The organism is Phaeobacter inhibens DSM 16374 (genome assembly GCF_000473105.1).
GTDB classification, from domain to species: Bacteria; Pseudomonadota; Alphaproteobacteria; order Rhodobacterales; family Rhodobacteraceae; genus Phaeobacter; species Phaeobacter inhibens.
In genome coordinates this window covers 1,905,661-1,922,827 of sequence record NZ_KI421498.1, presented here as the reverse complement: position 1 = coordinate 1,922,827, position 17,167 = coordinate 1,905,661, and the positions used below count along the sequence as shown (strand labels likewise).

The window sequence follows — 17,167 nt, the reverse complement described above, 5'->3', positions numbered from 1 at the left end:
ATGAGCCTGCGCAAAGAACATGAGCTGCACCAGAGACGGAAGGGACGCAATATCGGCGTCGGCGTTCTGCTGGGGTCTTTTGTGGTGCTGGTGCTGGCGCTGACCATCGTCAAGGTCACATCGGCGGGGTTCAAATTCCCGAACACCTCCGCCGCAGAGCAGAGTGAGGGGCAGGGCTGATGGCATTGCAGGGACCACAGAAAACCGTCGTACAGCTGGTTGGTGTTGTTGTCCTGATGGGCGGCCTCGCCTGGGCATCGGTGCCGTTCTATGACTGGTTCTGCCGGGTGACCGGCTTTGGCGGCGTGACGGGCGTTGCCGAACAGGGGTCGGATACCGTTCTGAATCAGACCATCACCGTGCGCTTTGACGCCTCCAAGGAGCGCGATATGCCGTGGCAATTCACCCCGGTTGAGCGTGAGATGGAGATCAAGATCGGGGAAACCGGGCTGGCCTTCTACGAGGCCTACAACCCGACCGACCGCCCCGTTGCCGGGCAGGCGTCCTACAACGTGACGCCCTATTCGGCCGGCGCCTTCTTCGAGAAGATCGCCTGTTTCTGCTTTGAGGAGCAGGTGCTGCAACCGGGGGAACGGGTGGAAATGCCTGTGACCTTCTTTGTCGATCCAGAAATTGTCGAGGATCGGGACGGAAAATACGTGCATACGATCACGCTGTCGTACACATTCTACGAAATCGATCTGCCAGAAGGGTATGCCGCCCTTGAAACCGGTGATACAGCCGGGGCAGGCACAAACACGAACTAGGCCGCTTTGGTGAGGGACACTTAAATGGCGCACGCAAAAAATCACGACTATCATATTCTTCCGCCGTCGATCTGGCCGCTGCTCAGCTCGCTCGGTACCTTCATCATGTTGTTTGGCGCGGTTCTGTGGATGCATGGCATTACAGCCTATGCGTTCTGGGGCGGCTTCATCATGGTGGTCTACAGCGCCTATGCCTGGTGGGCTGAGGTCGTTGCCGAGGCACGTCAGGGCGATCACACCCCGGTGGTTCGCATTGGTCTGCGCTACGGGTTCATCCTTTTCGTGATGTCCGAAGTGATGTTCTTCTTCGCCTGGTTCTGGTCGTTCTTCAAACATGCGATCTACCCGATGGAGACCTATATCGGCACCGAATATGTGGCACCGAGCATCTATCCGGTCGATGCCTTCCACCTGCCGCTGATCAACACGCTGGTGCTGCTGCTGTCGGGCTGTGCTGTCACCTGGGCGCACCACGCGCTGGTACACAACAATGACCGCAAGGCGCTGATCCAGGGCCTGTCCATTGGTATCGTGCTGGGTGTCTTCTTTACCTTCCTGCAGGGTTATGAATACGTTCACCTGCTGCACGAAGGCTGGGAATTCGGCGGCGATGAGTTCTACTCGAACTTCTTCATGGCCACCGGCTTCCACGGTTTCCACGTGATCATCGGGACCATCTTCCTGACCGTCTGCCTGATCCGCGCGATGAAGGGGGATTTCACCCCCGAGCAGCACGTCGGTTTCGAGGCAGCCGCCTGGTACTGGCACTTCGTTGACGTGGTCTGGCTGTTCCTCTTTGTGGCGGTTTACGTCTGGGGCACCGCAGGTCTGGCGCACTAAGGCGCACCCGAATTGTCACGGGTACAGGTTTGTGGTTTCGAATCCCGACCTGACACCGTAAGACATGCAGCGCGCGGAGCCATGCTCCGCGCGCTTTCTCATTCGCAAGGACAGCGTGATGCGACGGTTGATCTTTCTATCCCTTGTTGGCGGTCTGGGCCTTGCGGCACTGATGGCGCTGGGGATCTGGCAGATCCAGCGACTGGCTTGGAAAGAAGACCTGCTGCGCACCATCGAGGCCCGGATTGCGGCGGCCCCGGTTGCCCTGCCCGAGGCCCCGACGCAGGCGCAGGACCGCTACCGCGCGGTGTCGGTCACCGGCGAGGTTGAAGCGGCGGAACTGCATGTGTTCTGGGTCACCAAGACGGCTGAGACCGGATATCGCATCATCGCACCCTTGCTGACCGAGGATGGCCGCCGGGTGCTGTTGGACCGTGGTTTTGTTCCCGCCGCCGCCAAGGACGGCGATCGCGCCACCGGCGCGACTTCGATCATCGGTAACCTGCTGTGGCCGGATGAGGGCGACTGGACCACCCCGTCGCCCGAGGTTGATACCAATATCCTTTATGCCCGCGATGTCGCCTATATGGCCGAACGTCTGGGTACTGAGCCGGTGCTGGTCGTGGCCCGCAGTGCCTCTGGTGACGCGGATGTGACGCCGCAGCCGGTGACTACGGCAGGTATCCAGAACAATCACTTGCAATACGCGATCACCTGGTTTTCGCTGGCCCTGATCTGGGCCGCTATGACCACCTATTTCCTGTGGCGCTCGCGCCCAAAATCCGAAGGCTGAAGCGATGAAATATATCTCGACCCGGGGCCAGGCGCCTGAGCTGACCTTTGAAGATGCTATGCTGACCGGGCTTGCCCGCGACGGCGGGCTTTATGTTCCGGCCGAAATCCCGACCATGTCCAAGGATGAGATCGCGGCCCTTGCCGGTCTCTCCTATGAGGAGGTCGCGTTTCGCGTGATGCGCCCGTTCCTTGGCGATTGCTTCACGGACGAGGAATTCCGCGGCATCATCGCCCGCGCCTATGACGGCTTTGGCCATGCCGCCCGTGCGCCGCTGGTGCAGCTGGCGCCGAACCATTTCCTGCTGGAGCTGTTTCACGGCCCAACACTGGCGTTCAAAGATTTTGCCATGCAGCTGATCGGCCAGCTGTTTGAAACCGCGTTGAAGCGGCGCGGCGAAAGCGTGACCATCGTCGGCGCGACCTCCGGCGATACCGGCTCTGCGGCCATTCAGGCCTTTGGTGGCTTGGATGCGGTCAATGTCTTCATCCTCTATCCGCATGGCCGGGTGTCCGAGGTGCAGCGCCGCCAGATGACCACGCCCACCGATGCCAATGTGCATGCGCTTGCCGTGGATGGTGATTTTGACGATTGCCAGGCCGCGCTGAAGGATATGTTCAACGACTTCGACTTCCGGGATGAGGTCAGATTGGCCGGCGTGAACTCGATCAACTTTGCCCGCGTGCTGGCACAGGTGGTCTATTACTTCACCTCCGCCGTGTCGCTGGGCGCACCAGAGCGCAAGGTGAGCTTCACCGTGCCGACCGGCAATTTCGGCGACATCTTCGCAGGTTTCATCGCCAAGCAAATGGGCCTGCCGATTGACCAGCTGGTGGTGGCCACCAATCAGAACGACATTCTGCACCGCTGCCTGAGCGGGCAGGGCTATCACAAGGGCGAAACCATCCCGTCGATCTCGCCGTCGATGGACATTCAGGTCTCGTCTAACTTTGAACGCGCGCTGTTCTATGCCTACGGGCAGGATGGCGCGGCAGTGGCTCAGCTGATGGACGAGCTGAAAACAGGCGGTTTCGAGGTGAGCCAGGGCGCCATGCAGGCCTTGCAGGAACATTACGTGTCTGGTCGCTGCTCGGAAGAAGAAACCTCGGCCACCATCAAATCGGAGCGCGCCGCCTCGGGTGAGCTGCTCTGCCCACACAGCGCCATTGGCGTGAAAGTTGCGAATGAACAGCGCGACGCAGCGGTCCCGATGGTGACGCTCGCCACGGCGCACCCGGCGAAATTCCCGGCGGCGGTAGAAGAGGCCAGCGGCATTCATCCGCCTCTTCCCCCGCGCATGGCAGATCTGTATGACAGATCGGAACGGGTGACACGGATCGCTAATGACCTGACCACTCTTGAGACACATATCAGAAAGCACATCGCGCATTGACAGTTCAACAACACCAACTCGCCAACGGGTTCAGGATCGTCACCGAAACCATGCCGGGGCTGCAATCTGCTGCCATCGGCGTCTGGGTGACCGCAGGCGGGCGGAACGAGCGGATCGAGCAGAACGGCATCGCTCATTTTCTTGAGCATATGGCGTTCAAAGGCACCAAGCGGCGCAGCGCGCTGGAGATTGCTGAGGCGATTGAGGATGTGGGCGGGTATATCAACGCCTACACCAGCCGCGAAGTGACCGCCTATTATGCCCGTGTGTTGCAGGAGGACGTACCCCTGGCGCTGGATGTCGTGGCCGATATCGTGCTGAACCCGGTGTTCGACCCGCGTGAGATCGAGATTGAGCGTGGGGTGATCCTGCAGGAAATCGGTCAGGCGCTGGATACGCCTGATGATGTGATTTTCGACTGGCTACAGGAAGAAAGCTATCATGACCAACCCATCGGGCGCACCATCCTTGGCCCCGCCGAACGGGTGCGCGCCTTTGATCGTGAAGATCTGGAGCGGTTCGTGGGTGAACATTATGGACCAGGTCAGATGATCCTCGCGGCCTCCGGTGCCGTGGACCACGACACAATCGTGAAGCTGGCCGAAGAGCTGTTCGGCAGCATGGCCCCCAAGACGCTGGTTATGCCTGCGGCGGCAACCTTCACCGGTGGTGAGGCGCGGCAGGAGAAGGCTCTGGAACAGGCCCATATCGCGCTGGCATTCGAGGGACCGGGATACCGCGACGATGCGATCTATACCGCGCAGATTTATTCCAGCGCCTTGGGCGGCGGCATGTCGAGCCGCCTGTTCCAGGAGGTGCGCGAAAAACGCGGGCTGTGCTACACGATCTTTGCCCAGACCGGTGCCTATGCCGACACCGGCACGCTGACGCTTTATGCGGGCACGTCTGGCGATCAGCTGGATGAATTGGCTGGCATCACCATCGACGAGATGAAGCGTGCCGCCAGCGACATGAGCGATGCCGAGGTGGACCGGGCGCGCGCGCAGATGAAGGCGGGGATGCTGATGGGGCTGGAAAGCCCGACCAACCGCGCCGAACGGCTGGCCCGTCTGGTGCAGATCTGGGACGAGGTGCCGCCACTGGAGGACACGGTGGCGCGGATTGATGCGGTCACCACCGCCGATGTGCGCGCCATGGCCGAGGATATGGCCCACCGTGCCTCAATGGCCTTGGCGCTCTATGGTCCGGTGGGCGATGCCGCCCCGCTGGCCGCTCTGCAGGAGAGGCGCGCGGCCTAATGTTGCTGACCGGACGCAAGGTGCGTATCGAGACCGAACGCCTGACGCTCAGGCCGCCGATCCATGCGGATTTTCGCGACTGGGCTGCATTGCGTCAGCACAGCCTGGGTTATCTCACCCCGTGGGAACCCAGCTGGGCGGCGGATCATCTGAGCCGCAAGAGCTTTACCAACCGGGTCTACTGGGCGCGCCGGGCGGTCAGCTCTGGTTCGGCGCTGCCGCTGTTCCTGATCCGGCGCAGCGATCAGTTGCTGGTCGGGGCGATCACATTGGACAATATCCGCCGTGGTCCCGCGCAGGCGGGCACATTGGGGTATTGGACCGGTCAGCCCTTCGCCCGGCATGGGTATATGCGCGAGGCGATCGGGGCGGTGGTGCATCACGCCTTTACCAAGTTAGATCTCAGCCGGATCGAGGCGGCCTGCCTGCCGGAAAACGCCGCCTCACGCGGGCTGTTGGAGAGCGCGGGCTTCAAATATGAAGGCGTGGCGCAATCCTATCTGCAAATCAACGGGCGCTGGCGCACACATGTCCTATATGCATCCTTGCGCCATGATCGGCGCGGACGCACGCAGGTCGGCCAGGCCTGACGCCCCGACGGGCGCAGTCAACGCCGGGGCCGACCCTACAGCAAGGTATTAGGAGAGATGCGCATGACCCTGAACCCCGCGGACACCAGTTTTGTCGACCATCTGCGCGCGGTGCTGCCTGCCGATACCCTGCGCCCGGCTGAGCCGCGTTATCTGGAAGAACCGCGCGGCCGCTATCAGGGGCAGGCGGGTGTCATTGCCCTGCCGCGCAGCACCGAAGAGGTTGCGACGCTTCTGCGCGCGGCCCATACCGCCCGTGTGCCGGTGGTGCCCTATGGCGGTGGCACCGGGCTTGTTGGCGGGCAGATCATGGGGGCGGCGGGGCCGGCGCCGCTGGTGATTTCGCTGGAGCGCATGACCGCCCTGCGCGGAGTTTACCCGCAGGAGAACGTTATCGCGGTTGAGGCGGGCATGATCTTGGCCGAGGTACAACGCGCCGCTACGGAAGCGGGCCGACTGTTCCCGCTGTCACTGGCCGCAGAAGGTACCGCGCGCATCGGCGGCACGCTGGCGACCAATGCCGGGGGCGTCAATGTTCTGCGCTATGGCAACGCCCGCGATCTCTGTCTGGGGCTGGAGGCCGTCCTGCCAACCGGCGAGATCTGGCATGGGCTCAGCCGCCTGCGCAAGGACAACACTGGGTATGATCTGCGAAACCTTCTGATCGGGGCGGAGGGCACGCTGGGGATTATCACTGCCGCGTCGCTGAAGCTTTCGCCGATCCCGGCGGAAGAGGGCACCGCGATCCTGACGGTGGCCTCCCCGGCAGCAGCGATTGACCTTTTGGCAATGGCGCGTGATCAACTGGGCGAGACAATCAGCGCCTTTGAACTGATCCACCGGCAGGGGCTTGAGTTCCTGCGCGAAACCCTGCCGGATCTGCGCCTGCCCTTTGACGATTTGCCAGAATGGTGTGTGCTGATTGATCTTGGTCTGCCCTGGGGGCGCAGCCCGGCGGAGACGCTGGCGGCAGTGTTCGAGAGCGCACTTGAGGCCGGGCTTTGCGCCGATGGCGTTATCGCCCAGTCAGAGGCGCAGCGGCAGGCGCTGTGGTCCGTGCGCGAGCATATCCCAGAGGGCAACCGCCGCATCGGCTCGGTCTCCAGCCACGACATCTCGGTCCCGATTTCACGTATTCCCGATTTCATTGTCGAGGGTGGTAAGCGTCTGGCAGCGCTGGGGGATATGCGGATCAATTGCTTTGGTCATCTGGGCGATGGTAATTTGCACTACAACGTCTTTCCCGCGCAAGGGAAGGACCGTAGAGCTTATGAGCATCTGAGAGATGACGTGAAGCGTTGCGTGCATGATCTGACCCATGAATACGACGGCTCGGTCAGTGCTGAACATGGCATCGGACGGCTGAAGGTCGCGGATCTGCAGCGCTATGGCGATCCGGTGAAACTGGCGGCGATGCAGGCGATCAAACAGGCGCTGGATCCCCATGGCATCATGAACCCCGGCGCCGTGGTGCCACGGGCAGACTAGGCAGCGGCGGTACCGTCGCTAGGCCGGTTGCATCCGGGGCCGCGCCGGTCGGCTGCGCATCAACAGCAGCACCATGATCGCGATATTGAGCCCGTTCCAGAAAATGCCATTCACAAAGGCCAGCTGATAGGATCCGCTGACGTCGTAGATCCAGCCCGACATCCATCCCCCCAGCGCCATGCCGAGGATGGTCATCATCATCACGAAACCCACGCGGGTGCCTGCCTCCTGCGGGGGCATATATTCCCGCACCACCAGTGCATAGCTGGGGACGATCCCGCCCTGTGCCAGCCCGAAGATGGCGCTGACCAGATAGAGCGAGACCATACCGTCGTACGGCAGGTACAGAAATAGCGCGATACATTGCAGGATGGACCCCACCAGCAGCGTGCGTACCCCGCCGAACCGATCCGCGACCAGCCCCGAAATCACCCGGCTGACCACACCGCCCAGCAGCATCAGCGACAGCATCTCGGCGCCGACCGTGGGGCCATAGCCAAGACCAACGCAATAGGCGACGATATGAACTTGGGGCATCGACATAGCGACGCAGCAGCCGATGCCTGCCAACCCCAATATCCATTGCAATTGACGCGGAGAGAGCCCCACCCGTGCGGCATTGCTGGCGGAAACCGCCGCGCTGTCGCCCTGCGCGTCGAATGCGATCCGTCGCCGCAGCACCAAGGAGAGGGGAACCACCACCAGAAGTGTGACGACAGCCAGTGTCGCATAGACACTGCGCCAGCCGCTCTCGGCCAGCATATCGGCCAGCGCCGTGGGCCAGATCGCACCGGAGAGGTAATTGCCGCTGGCGACCAGTGCCACAGCGATGCCGCGCCGTCGTTGAAACCAATGCGAGATATCGGCGATCAAAGGCCCAAACCCGGCTGCCGTGCCCAGCCCCAGAAAAAGATGCGCTGCCGACAGCCAGATCATATCCGGCGCCAGCATCGCCAACCCGTAGCTGATCGCGCTGAGCAGTGCCGCTGCGCAGAGCGCCAGCGTGATGCCAAACCGGTCGACCAGCCGGCCAATCACCAGATTGCCAACAGCAAAGCCGATCATCGTCAACGTATAGGGAAGAGAGGCCGCAGCGCGATCCGCGCCAAATTCGACCTCGACCGCAGGCATCACCACAATCACTGCCCACATGCCAACATTGGCCACTGTGGCAATGGCCAGTGTCACCAGAAGCCTGGTCCAGGAATAACGGCTGTCGAGGATTGCGGATGTAGACATGTCGGCACGCTATGAGACGGGCCGACACGCTGCAACGGTTTTCACCCCTTCCAAGAGGGGAGAGGGACGGCAGGGGTGTCAATCGCCGCAGATTATGTCGGCAGCGGTATCTCGGGCCGTCGCTGCCGACCGTGGCCACAACCCCTACCCATGGTCCGAAAGGAAAAAGACCACAGGAACGGGCGCGCCACTCAGGGGTGGGGGGGCGCGCGAACCGCTTCGCTGGCCACCCGCCTGAAACTTAGGGCATTATAACGGTGTCGATGACGTGGATCACGCCGTTTTCAGCCTCGATATCAGCGGTTGTGACCGTTGCCTCGTCAACCATCACGCCGCTGTCCAGATCAATGGTGATTTCGCTACCCTGAACGGTCGCGGCCTTCATGTCGTCAACCAGATCACCGGACATTACTTTGCCGGGGACCACGTGGTAGGTCAGGATTTCGACCAGCTTGTCCTTGTTTTCAGGCTTCAGAAGCTCCTCGACAGTGCCTGCGGGCAGGGCGGCAAAGGCGGCATCGGTCGGGGCAAAGACGGTAAAGGGGCCGTCGCCTTTGAGGGTGTCAACCAGACCAGCGGCCTGCACGGCAGCAACCAGTGTCGAGAAATCTCCAGCCCCCGCAGCAGTGTCGACAATATCCTTGGCATGGCCACCCGCAAAGGCGGAGGTGGTCAGAGCGAGAGTGGCGGCAGCGGTCAGAAGTGTCTTGCGGATCATGAGTACATTCCTCTGTTTTGATTGTATGCCCAAGCTGGCATTGATGGGGTTACGGCGAGGATTGCGGTTTGGATCTGGCGGGTTTTCGCCGGGCGCAAGTTGACAAAAAAAGCGCGCCGCCTAAGCCGCGCGCCTGTAGAAGTTCCACTCACATTTATGTGATTGAAAGGGGCGATCTTTCGATCATAAGGAGGTGATCCAGCCCCAGTTGCAGGGGCTCAGGCGCCCTCGAACTCGCAGAGCACGGTGACATCCATGCCAAGGTCCTCAAGCACCTTGCGGCCGCCAAGCTCCGGCAGGTCGATGATGAAGGCACAGGAGACGATCTCACCGCCAAGCCGCTCGATCAGCTTGATGCCCGCTGCCGCGGTGCCGCCGGTGGCCAGAAGGTCATCGACCACGAGAACCTTCTCTCCGGGCTGGATCGCGTCGTCATGGATTTCCATGATCGCCTCGCCGTATTCCAGTTTGTACTCCTGGCTGATGGTGGTTCCGGGCAGCTTGCCCTTTTTGCGGATCGGCACGAAGCCGACACTCAGCTGATGGGCAATGGCCCCACCAAGGATGAAGCCGCGCGCCTCAAGCCCCACAACCTTGTCGATCTGCTCGCCCGCATAGGGGTGCAACATCTGGTCGATGGCCATTCGAAACCCGCGCGGATCGGCAAACAGCGTGGTGACATCGCGGAACATGATGCCCTCATGGGGGAAATCCACGATGGTGCGGATGTAGTCTTTGACAGCGGTCTTGCGGGCCATGGGGTGTCCCCTTTTGTGGTCGTCTGGGTGTCTATCTGTGTCACCGGCGACCGGTGCGGGCAGCGGGACCTAGAATATGTCGCCGATGCCGGGGATGCAGGCAAGTGTGGGGCGCAGGTGGTAGGGTTACGGGGCGTGGCTGTGACCTTTCGGAACCAGCCGCGCGCCCCCATCGCGGTGAGCCTAGCCCAGAACGCGACCTGCGACGGCATCCAGTTTGGCCACTAGGGCGGCGCTGCGTTTTTCCGGGGCGGTCATGATGGCATGTTCCAGCGCGGTATCGCAGCCGTGCGGGCAGGCGGCGCGGGTCTGGCCCAGCAGGGCTGGCAGGCGCTGTACCAGCGCGCGGCCCTTGGCGGAGTTGCCGGTGAGGGTGGCGATGATGTCAGTGATCTCCACGGCGCCGTGATCCGGATGCCAGCTGTCGAAATCGGTCACCATGGCGATGGAGGCATAGCAAAGCTCGGCCTCGCGGGCGAGTTTTGCCTCTGGCATATTGGTCATGCCGATCACGTCACAGCCCCAGCTGCGGTACATTTTGCTTTCGGCCATGGAGGAAAACTGCGGCCCTTCCATACAGAGATAGGTGCCGCCGCGATGCACATTGATGCCCGCGTCCCGCGCTGCGGTCTCTGCCGCATCGGACAGCCGCTCGCAGGTGGGATGGGCCACGCTGACATGGGCGACGCAGCCGGTGCCGAAAAAGCTCTTCTCGCGCGCGAATGTGCGGTCGATGAACTGATCGACAATAACAAAATCCCCCGGCGCCATCTCCTCGCGGAAGGAGCCACAGGCGGAGATCGAGAACACATCCGTCACCCCAAGACGTTTCAGCGCGTCGATATTGGCGCGATAGGGGACTTCGGTCGGGGAATGCACATGGCCGCGTCCGTGGCGGGGCAGGAAGGCCATCTTCACGCCATCGAGGGTCCCGGTCAGGATCTGATCGGAGGGCGCCCCCCAGGGCGTTTCCACCGTGACCCATTCGGCGTTTTGCAGCCCGTCGATGTCATAAAGGCCGCTGCCGCCGATGATCGCAATCATTGTTTCCTGTGTCACGTGATCTGTCCCCTGATGCTGCTCATTCGGTTCTGCCTTAGGAGGGCCTGATTTGACAAGCGTCAGCGGGGATTTGATTGATACCGCCCGATCGGCGGCATCTGGATAGTATGATTGATACCGCCCAGTGGGCGGCATCAAGGCCTTCGGCGAGAGTATTTGAGGAAAGATGACAGGCAGGTCAGAAACTGGCGGGACTAAAAAATGACAGGCAGGAGGGGTGACCAATTGGGCTGTGAATAGGTCGGGGAGGGCCGCGCCCTTGCCCCAATGGCGGAATTCCGCTAGGGGCGGCGCTAACGATACCCTTTCCCGATCACAGGTGACCCCATGACACGCGGCATTATGGCGACGCTCGCCAAGCAGATTTCACCGCCCAATCTCTCCATTATGCAGGATGAGGGCTTTACCGTCTCTCGGGTGCGCACCGAACTGCTGTCCGGCCTGACCGTGGCGCTGGCGCTGGTGCCGGAGGCGGTGGCCTTTGCCTTTGTCGCCGGGGTTCATCCGCTGGTGGGGCTTTATGCGGCCTTTATGGTGGGGCTGATCACGGCTGTGTTTGGCGGCCGGCCCGGCATGATCTCGGGCGCGACGGGCGCGCTGGCGGTGGTGATGGTGGCGCTGGTGGCGCAGCACGGGGTCGAGTATCTGTTTGCGACCGTGGTCTTGATGGGGATCCTGCAGATCATTGCCGGTGTCATGCATTGGGGCAAATTCATCCGTCTGGTGCCGCATCCGGTGATGCTGGGTTTTGTGAATGGTCTGGCAATCGTGATTTTCCTGGCGCAGCTCACACAGTTCAAGGATCCGGACAATACCGAGGCCTGGCTGGCGGGATCGCAGCTGATCATGATGCTGGGGCTGGTGGGGCTGACCATGTTGATCATCTGGGGCACGCCCAAGATTACCGCGATCATTCCGGCACCACTTGCCGGGATCGGCATCGTGGCGGCGCTGGTGATTGCCTTTGGGATCAATGTCCCGACCGTTGGCGATATGGCCTCGATCAAGGGCGGGTTCCCCTCCTTCCACAATCCGTTTGGCACGGGTGAGGGGCTCTATGGCACCGCGCTGGCGCCGTTCACGCTGGAGACGATGTGGATCATTCTGCCTTATGCGGTGATCCTGGCGGCGATTGGCCTGATTGAAAGCCTGCTGACGCTGAATCTGGTGGGCGAGATCACCGGCAAGCGAGGTGGGGCAAGCCAGGAATGTATCGCGCAGGGTGCGTCCAATGTGGTGACTGGTTTCTTTGGCGGCATGGGTGGCTGTGCGATGATCGGCCAGTCGATGATCAACGTGAAATCCGGTGGCCGGACGCGGATTGCCGGCATTGCCGCGGCGCTGTTTCTGCTGGCGTTTATCGTGGTGGCCTCGCCCTTGATTGAGCAGATCCCGCTGGCGGCGCTGGTGGGCGTGATGTTCATGGTGGTGATTGGAACCTTTGCCTGGAACAGCTTCAAGGTGATGACCAAAGTGCCGCTGATGGATGCCTTTGTCATCGTGCTGGTGACCGTGGTGACGGTGATGACCGACCTTGCGATTGCGGTGGTTGTGGGCGTGATCGTCTCGGCGCTGGCCTATGCCTGGAACAACGCGCGCCGCATTCATGCCTATACCCGCGAATCCGAGAGCGATAAGGGCGCCAAGGTTTATGAGATCGAAGGGCCGCTGTTCTTTGGCTCCACCGATGGATTCATCGAGCTGTTCGATGTGGCAGGTGACCCGGATCATGTGATTGTGGACTTTGCCCGCAGCCGGGTGGTGGACCAGTCGGCGCTACAGGCGATCGAGGCGCTGGCGGGCAAGTATGAGGCCGAGGGCAAGGCGCTGGTGCTGCGGCATCTCAGCCGCGATTGCCATCAGCTTCTGACCAAGGCCGGGCATCTGATGGTCGACAGTGACGATGACCCTGACTATGCGCTGGCGGTGGACTACTCGGTCAAGACCGGGATCCTGGGCGGCCACTAAGCTGTCCCAGAGCATCTGAAAGAAGAAACCCGCGGCACCATGGGCGTCGCGGGTTTTCTCGTTTTGCGGTGATTGAACTGTGCTCTCGGGCAATGCTTGGTCAGTCCGGTGCCAGTGTCTCCAGCATGTCGAGGTCACCGGACAAGAGCGCAGGTTCAGCGCGGGAGATCAGGTCGGCGGGCCAGTCCCACCATTTCAGGCCAAGGAGACGGGCGATCTGCGGTTTGGTGAAACGGTAGCTGTGGACGGTGCCGGGGTTGCCGGTCACGATGGCATAGGGCGGGATCGACCCGCGCACCACCGCACCGGCACCGATGATGGCGCCATCCCCGATGCGCGCCCCCGGCAGGATCATCGCGCCATAGCCGATCCAGACATCATTGCCGATAACCGTGTCGCGGGTGTCGGGTTGAAATCCCGTGATCTGCGTCTGATCGAATACCGGAAAAGGGTAGCAACTGAGCCCGTCCTGCGCGTGATTGGCAGAGGCGGTGATGATGCGCACGCCCTCGGCGATCTGGCAGAACCTGCCGATCACCACCCGCTCGCGCGATCCGGCAAAGAGGTAGGGAGCCAGTCGGCTGGCCCAGTCCGATGGCGGCTCAAAGGCGGAGGCATAGGTGAAGGCGCCGATGGTGAAGTTCGGGTGATCAATCGCCTCGGCCAGCATTACCGTGCCGGCGTGGGCGCTGCCATCGGGCAGGGTGATCGGATGGCGTTTCTTTGGATCAGGTAACGGCATATCGGGGCCTCATTCATCCGGGCGGGTGAGAGAAAACAGGTCCCGCACCACAGAGTAGTCGCGGTAGCCCAGGCGCGCCAGTGGCTGGAACCGGGTGACATCAAACGTGCCGTCGTTCAGGCAGTTATCATCCAGATGGACGCCGACCACCTCGCCGAACACCACCTTGTTTGCGGCGCCCGGCAGGGTGACGATCTGGGTCAGTTTGCATTCCAGCGCGGCGGGCGCGGCGGCGACACGGCCACAGTTGATGGTTTCGCAGGGGGACATCTCAAGCCCGGCATGTTCGAACTCATTGATAGCCTTCGGTAGCGGTGCGGAGCTGGCGTTCATCGCATCACGCAGCGCATAAGACACTACGTTGACGCAGAACACGCCGGTTTCCTCGATATTGGCGACGCTGTCCTTGGTGCCGTCGCGATCCGCCTTGGCGGAGGTGGAGGCAAACATCACCTGCGGCGGTTCATAGGCGACCGCGTTGAAAAAGGAATAGGGCGCGAGATTGTTGCTGCCGTCTGCCCCGCGCGACGAGATCCAGCCAATGGGGCGCGGGGTCACAATGGCGTTGAACGGGTTGTGCGGCAGGCCGTGGCCATCTTCGGGGCGATAGAACATCTGCGGGTCTCCAATATCGTGGCGGAGGCGGTAGCGCGCTGGTTTTGCTCGCTGATCCGGTCGCCGGGGTTTGCCCAAGGCTTACGCCCGTGTTAGGCCGATGACCAGCCTGCCGGGAGAGATTGCCGCGCGCTGTGGGACAAAGCCCGCAGGTGCGACAGTTATGATCAGTGCCAGCAGGGACGGTGACGGGCGTGGAGGCGGCGCGTGATTGAATTGAAGGCAGAGCAGCCCGAAGACCGCTGGGAGGTCGAGGCGCTATATGATCTGTGTTTTGCGCCGGGTCGCGAGGCACTGTCGTCCTATCGGCTGCGCGAAGATGTGCCGCCGGTCAGCGGGCTAAGCCAGGTGGCGCGGGATACGGACGGTCTTCTGGCCGGTGCGATCCGATTTTGGCCGGTGCGGATCGGCGAGGCGGGATGGCCTGCGCTGCTCCTGGGGCCGGTGGCTGTCCACCCGACCCATCAGGGCGAAGGGCTGGGTGGTGCGCTGATCCGCGACAGTCTTGCTAAGGCGGCAGAGCGCGGCTGGAGCCGGGCCTTGCTGGTCGGGGATGCGCCCTATTATGTTCGCTTCGGCTTCACTCCGCTGTGCGGGGTCGAAATGCCGCCGCCGACCAACCCGGATCGTGTGCTGGGGTTGGATCTGGTGTCTGAGGGTTGGACGGACGTACGCGGTCAGGTGCTGCGCTGGAGCGGGACGCAGACGCCGGGCTGACACCCTGATCTGTGGGGCGCGATTTTGGGATCGGACCGTTGCGATCTTGAAATACGGGGCGGGAATACAAACATTTTCTGCAACAAGAGGTGCGCTATGAGTGAGATCCTGACCCCTGATACGGCCCTGACCAGACCACTGGATGCTGCCGCCGTGGAGGCGGAGCTCACGGCGTTGGCTGAACGCTATCGCGCGGCCGGTGGGCTTGGGATCCAGATCCTGAACCTCCTTGGCGGCTCTGTCGACGGGCTTTTGGACAAACTGCCCGCCCCGGTGCGGAGCCGGTTGGACGGGGCGACCGAGCAGGCGTTGCAATTGGCGATGCAGGGGGCCAGCGGATCACGGCGGGTGGTTCCGGACCAACCTTCGGGTGTCAACCGCGCCGTGAGCGCTGCCATGGGCGCTGCGGGGGGCATGGGCGGTCTGCCGGGTGCGCTGGTTGAGCTTCCGGCAACAACCGCCTTCCTGTTGCGCAGCATTCAGGGGGTGGCCGCCGAAGAAGGCTTCGACCCCGAAGCAGATGGCGTGCGCTTTGACTGTATCCGGGTGTTTGCAGCGGCAGGACCACTGGCGGCGGATGACGGTGCGGATCTGGGGTTTCTGTCGCTGCGGCTGGGTCTGACCGGCGGCGCGGTTCAAAAGTTGATTGCCCAGGTGGCGCCCCGGCTCAGTGTGGTTCTGGGCCAGAAACTGGCGGCACAGGCCGTACCGGTGCTGGGTGCGGTGGCGGGGGCCACGACCAATTTTGTCTATGCGGGCTACTATCAGGAAATGGCGCGGGTGCATTTCGGGCTGCGCCGACTTGCCGTTGCGGCGGATCAGCCGCATGAGGTCCTGGTTGCGCGCCTTCAAGACAGGTTACTGGCCCCGCGTTAGATTCTGGTCGCGGCCCGGACCAGAGGCACCGATGTGACGTGAACTGTGGCGCGGGCGCTTCTGCCCTTGCACTTTAGGGGATTGAAGATTTAATCATCCCCTCCTGATAAGAGTGATGGTGATGATACAATACGCTCTGAAATGCGCCGAAGGGCATCGTTTTGACAGCTGGTTCCAGTCGGCTGCCGCTTTTGACAAGTTGGCAGCGGCGGGGATGGTGTCCTGTGCGCAGTGCGGCTCCAGTCAGGTTGAAAAAGCGATTATGGCCCCTCGGGTGCGCCCTGGTCGCAAGGCAGTGTCCCAAGTCGGGGAGGCCGAGCCACGCGGAACGGCCTCTGCCAAAACGTCACCGCAGGCGCCAGCCACCTCTGCGGCGTCGCACCAAGCGGCTGCGGTGGCGCCGGGAGCAGGCGCGCTGAGCACCCCATCGGGAGAGTTGGAGGCGGCGGTCGCTGAACTGCGGCGCAAGGTCGAGAGCAATTCAGATTATGTCGGTAAGGATTTTGCCAGTGAGGCGCGCGCCATGCATTTGGGCGATACGCCGGAGCGGGCGATCCACGGTGAGGCCAAGCCGGAAGAGGCCAAGGCGCTGATCGAAGAGGGGGTGCCGGTGCTGCCGCTGCCCTTCCTGCCCAATAGAAAAACCAATTGAAGGAAGACCGTTTATGCATGTCGTCGTGACAGGAACCAGCCGGGGCATTGGCCGTGAATTGGTGGCCAAGCTGCGGGGGGACGGACACGAGGTGACGGGCACCTCGCGGGATCATTCCTCTGGTGTGCGACTGGATGTGACCGACCCCGGCCAGCAGGCGCGGTTTGCCGCGCAGCTGAAGGGGCGTCCGGTGGACCTTCTGGTCTGCAATGCCGGGGTCTATCTCGATAAATCGATGGCGCTGGAGGATTACTCTGCTGAGGTCTGGGGCAAGACGCTGGCCGCAAATGTCACCGGTGTCTTCCTGACGGTGCAGGCGCTGCTGCCGAACCTGCGGCTGGCATCGGACCCGAAGATCGCAATCATTTCCTCACAGATGGCGAGCCACGCCCGTGCGCCCGGTGGCAGCTATGCCTATCGCGCCTCTAAGGCGGCGGCGCTGAATATCGGGCGCAATCTGGCCACCGATCTGCTGCCGGAGGGGATTGCAGTCGGGATCTATCATCCCGGTTGGGTCCGCACCGATATGGGGGGCGATGAAGGTGATATTTCGGTGCAGGAATCCGTTGCAGGCTTGATGCATGAATTTGATGTGCTGAGCACAGAAACCACCGGATGTTTTCACACTTGGGACGGGCGTATCCACGCCTATTGACCCATGTCTATTGAACGGTGCCGCGCGAACCATTG

General features: G+C 62.1%; 19 protein-coding genes. 13 read left to right on the top strand and 6 right to left on the bottom strand.

From position 1 onward, the window contains the following. From INHI_RS0113010 to INHI_RS0112975, 8 genes are all read left to right on the top strand, one after another. Nucleotides 1-180 carry a cytochrome c oxidase system small membrane protein gene (locus INHI_RS0113010; protein ID WP_014873724.1) on the top strand — a complete coding sequence of 60 codons (180 nt, stop codon included), beginning with the start codon at nucleotides 1-3 and terminating at the stop codon, nucleotides 178-180. Further along, entirely contained in the window at nucleotides 180-767 is a 588-nt protein-coding gene (locus INHI_RS0113005; protein WP_014879265.1) for a cytochrome c oxidase assembly protein, read from the top strand. The genes INHI_RS0113010 and INHI_RS0113005 overlap by 1 nt, the downstream gene beginning before the upstream one ends. Nucleotides 768-791: 24 nt before the next feature. Further along, the gene (locus INHI_RS0113000; RefSeq protein WP_014873726.1) at nucleotides 792-1,607 is read left to right on the top strand and encodes a cytochrome c oxidase subunit 3; all 816 of its coding nucleotides are present in this window, start codon (nucleotides 792-794) and stop codon (nucleotides 1,605-1,607) included. A 118-nt stretch (nucleotides 1,608-1,725) separates the two neighbouring features. Then, a complete protein-coding gene (locus INHI_RS0112995; protein ID WP_014873727.1) occupies nucleotides 1,726-2,400 on the top strand; it encodes an SURF1 family protein in 675 nt (224 codons plus the stop codon). 4 nt (nucleotides 2,401-2,404) lie between these two features. Continuing rightward, nucleotides 2,405-3,793: a threonine synthase gene (thrC, locus tag INHI_RS0112990; RefSeq protein ID WP_027247920.1), complete on the top strand. Its 1,389-nt coding sequence runs from the start codon at nucleotides 2,405-2,407 to the stop codon at nucleotides 3,791-3,793. Beyond that, nucleotides 3,790-5,052 carry a M16 family metallopeptidase gene (locus INHI_RS0112985; RefSeq protein ID WP_027247919.1) on the top strand — a complete coding sequence of 421 codons (1,263 nt, stop codon included), beginning with the start codon at nucleotides 3,790-3,792 and terminating at the stop codon, nucleotides 5,050-5,052. Before thrC ends, INHI_RS0112985 begins: the two co-directional genes overlap by 4 nt. Next, nucleotides 5,052-5,642 carry a GNAT family N-acetyltransferase gene (locus tag INHI_RS0112980; RefSeq protein ID WP_014879268.1) on the top strand — a complete coding sequence of 197 codons (591 nt, stop codon included), beginning with the start codon at nucleotides 5,052-5,054 and terminating at the stop codon, nucleotides 5,640-5,642. Before INHI_RS0112985 ends, INHI_RS0112980 begins: the two co-directional genes overlap by 1 nt. 63 nt (nucleotides 5,643-5,705) lie before the next feature. After that, entirely contained in the window at nucleotides 5,706-7,130 is a 1,425-nt protein-coding gene (locus INHI_RS0112975) for an FAD-binding oxidoreductase (protein ID WP_027247918.1), read from the top strand. Between the two features lie 18 nt (nucleotides 7,131-7,148). Here INHI_RS0112975 and INHI_RS0112970 read toward each other — a convergent pair whose 3' ends face one another. The 4 genes from INHI_RS0112970 to INHI_RS0112955 all read right to left on the bottom strand — a co-directional run bounded on the left by INHI_RS0112970 (nucleotide 7,149) and on the right by INHI_RS0112955 (nucleotide 10,904). Continuing rightward, nucleotides 7,149-8,369 (bottom strand): MFS transporter, encoded by a 1,221-nt coding sequence (locus INHI_RS0112970; protein ID WP_027247917.1) that lies wholly within the window; start codon nucleotides 8,367-8,369, stop codon nucleotides 7,149-7,151. Nucleotides 8,370-8,610: 241 nt separating this feature from the next. Beyond that, complete coding sequence (locus tag INHI_RS0112965; protein ID WP_014873733.1) at nucleotides 8,611-9,087, bottom strand: fasciclin domain-containing protein; 477 nt, start codon at nucleotides 9,085-9,087, stop codon at nucleotides 8,611-8,613. Between the two features lie 218 nt (nucleotides 9,088-9,305). After that, nucleotides 9,306-9,845, bottom strand: coding sequence for an adenine phosphoribosyltransferase (locus INHI_RS0112960; protein WP_008563170.1), 540 nt, complete (start codon nucleotides 9,843-9,845; stop codon nucleotides 9,306-9,308). A 183-nt stretch (nucleotides 9,846-10,028) separates the two neighbouring features. Then, complete coding sequence (locus INHI_RS0112955; protein WP_027247916.1) at nucleotides 10,029-10,904, bottom strand: S-methyl-5'-thioadenosine phosphorylase; 876 nt, start codon at nucleotides 10,902-10,904, stop codon at nucleotides 10,029-10,031. A 330-nt stretch (nucleotides 10,905-11,234) separates the two neighbouring features. Here INHI_RS0112955 and INHI_RS0112950 point away from each other — a divergent pair, with 330 nt between their 5' ends. Beyond that, nucleotides 11,235-12,875: a SulP family inorganic anion transporter gene (locus tag INHI_RS0112950; protein WP_027247915.1), complete on the top strand. Its 1,641-nt coding sequence runs from the start codon at nucleotides 11,235-11,237 to the stop codon at nucleotides 12,873-12,875. Nucleotides 12,876-12,975: 100 nt separating this feature from the next. On the opposite strand, the gene INHI_RS0112945 is transcribed toward INHI_RS0112950, so the two are convergent. Next, nucleotides 12,976-13,617 carry a CatB-related O-acetyltransferase gene (locus INHI_RS0112945; protein ID WP_014873736.1) on the bottom strand — a complete coding sequence of 214 codons (642 nt, stop codon included), beginning with the start codon at nucleotides 13,615-13,617 and terminating at the stop codon, nucleotides 12,976-12,978. A 9-nt stretch (nucleotides 13,618-13,626) separates the two neighbouring features. After that, the gene (locus INHI_RS0112940) at nucleotides 13,627-14,232 is read right to left on the bottom strand and encodes a flavin reductase family protein (RefSeq protein ID WP_027247914.1); all 606 of its coding nucleotides are present in this window, start codon (nucleotides 14,230-14,232) and stop codon (nucleotides 13,627-13,629) included. Between the two features lie 207 nt (nucleotides 14,233-14,439). Between INHI_RS0112940 and INHI_RS0112935 the strand changes: the two genes are divergently transcribed. The 4 genes from INHI_RS0112935 (at nucleotide 14,440) to INHI_RS0112920 (ending at nucleotide 17,132) form a co-directional block, all read left to right on the top strand. Then, nucleotides 14,440-14,949 carry a GNAT family N-acetyltransferase gene (locus INHI_RS0112935; RefSeq protein ID WP_014879277.1) on the top strand — a complete coding sequence of 170 codons (510 nt, stop codon included), beginning with the start codon at nucleotides 14,440-14,442 and terminating at the stop codon, nucleotides 14,947-14,949. Between the two features lie 96 nt (nucleotides 14,950-15,045). Then, nucleotides 15,046-15,825 (top strand): EcsC family protein, encoded by a 780-nt coding sequence (locus INHI_RS0112930; RefSeq protein WP_014873739.1) that lies wholly within the window; start codon nucleotides 15,046-15,048, stop codon nucleotides 15,823-15,825. Nucleotides 15,826-15,946: 121 nt separating this feature from the next. After that, nucleotides 15,947-16,477: a DUF1178 family protein gene (locus INHI_RS0112925; RefSeq protein ID WP_014879278.1), complete on the top strand. Its 531-nt coding sequence runs from the start codon at nucleotides 15,947-15,949 to the stop codon at nucleotides 16,475-16,477. Between the two features lie 13 nt (nucleotides 16,478-16,490). After that, a complete protein-coding gene (locus INHI_RS0112920; RefSeq protein ID WP_027247912.1) occupies nucleotides 16,491-17,132 on the top strand; it encodes an SDR family oxidoreductase in 642 nt (213 codons plus the stop codon). Nucleotides 17,133-17,167: the final 35 nt, after the last annotated feature.

Bases quoted from the DNA above. Each gene is read 5' to 3' on its own strand.
- INHI_RS0113010 (WP_014873724.1), top strand. From the start codon at position 1: ATGAGCCTGCGCAAAGAACATGAGCTGCACCAGAGACGGAAGGGACGC.
- INHI_RS0113005 (WP_014879265.1), top strand. From the start codon at position 180: ATGGCATTGCAGGGACCACAGAAAACCGTCGTACAGCTGGTTGGTGTT.
- INHI_RS0113000 (WP_014873726.1), top strand. From the start codon at position 792: ATGGCGCACGCAAAAAATCACGACTATCATATTCTTCCGCCGTCGATC.
- INHI_RS0112995 (WP_014873727.1), top strand. From the start codon at position 1,726: ATGCGACGGTTGATCTTTCTATCCCTTGTTGGCGGTCTGGGCCTTGCG.
- thrC (WP_027247920.1), top strand. From the start codon at position 2,405: ATGAAATATATCTCGACCCGGGGCCAGGCGCCTGAGCTGACCTTTGAA.
- INHI_RS0112980 (WP_014879268.1), top strand. From the start codon at position 5,052: ATGTTGCTGACCGGACGCAAGGTGCGTATCGAGACCGAACGCCTGACG.
- INHI_RS0112975 (WP_027247918.1), top strand. From the start codon at position 5,706: ATGACCCTGAACCCCGCGGACACCAGTTTTGTCGACCATCTGCGCGCG.
- INHI_RS0112970 (WP_027247917.1), bottom strand. From the start codon at position 8,369: ATGTCTACATCCGCAATCCTCGACAGCCGTTATTCCTGGACCAGGCTT.
- INHI_RS0112965 (WP_014873733.1), bottom strand. From the start codon at position 9,087: ATGATCCGCAAGACACTTCTGACCGCTGCCGCCACTCTCGCTCTGACC.
- INHI_RS0112960 (WP_008563170.1), bottom strand. From the start codon at position 9,845: ATGGCCCGCAAGACCGCTGTCAAAGACTACATCCGCACCATCGTGGAT.
- INHI_RS0112950 (WP_027247915.1), top strand. From the start codon at position 11,235: ATGACACGCGGCATTATGGCGACGCTCGCCAAGCAGATTTCACCGCCC.
- INHI_RS0112945 (WP_014873736.1), bottom strand. From the start codon at position 13,617: ATGCCGTTACCTGATCCAAAGAAACGCCATCCGATCACCCTGCCCGAT.
- INHI_RS0112940 (WP_027247914.1), bottom strand. From the start codon at position 14,232: ATGTTCTATCGCCCCGAAGATGGCCACGGCCTGCCGCACAACCCGTTC.
- INHI_RS0112930 (WP_014873739.1), top strand. From the start codon at position 15,046: ATGAGTGAGATCCTGACCCCTGATACGGCCCTGACCAGACCACTGGAT.
- INHI_RS0112925 (WP_014879278.1), top strand. From the start codon at position 15,947: ATGATACAATACGCTCTGAAATGCGCCGAAGGGCATCGTTTTGACAGC.
- INHI_RS0112920 (WP_027247912.1), top strand. From the start codon at position 16,491: ATGCATGTCGTCGTGACAGGAACCAGCCGGGGCATTGGCCGTGAATTG.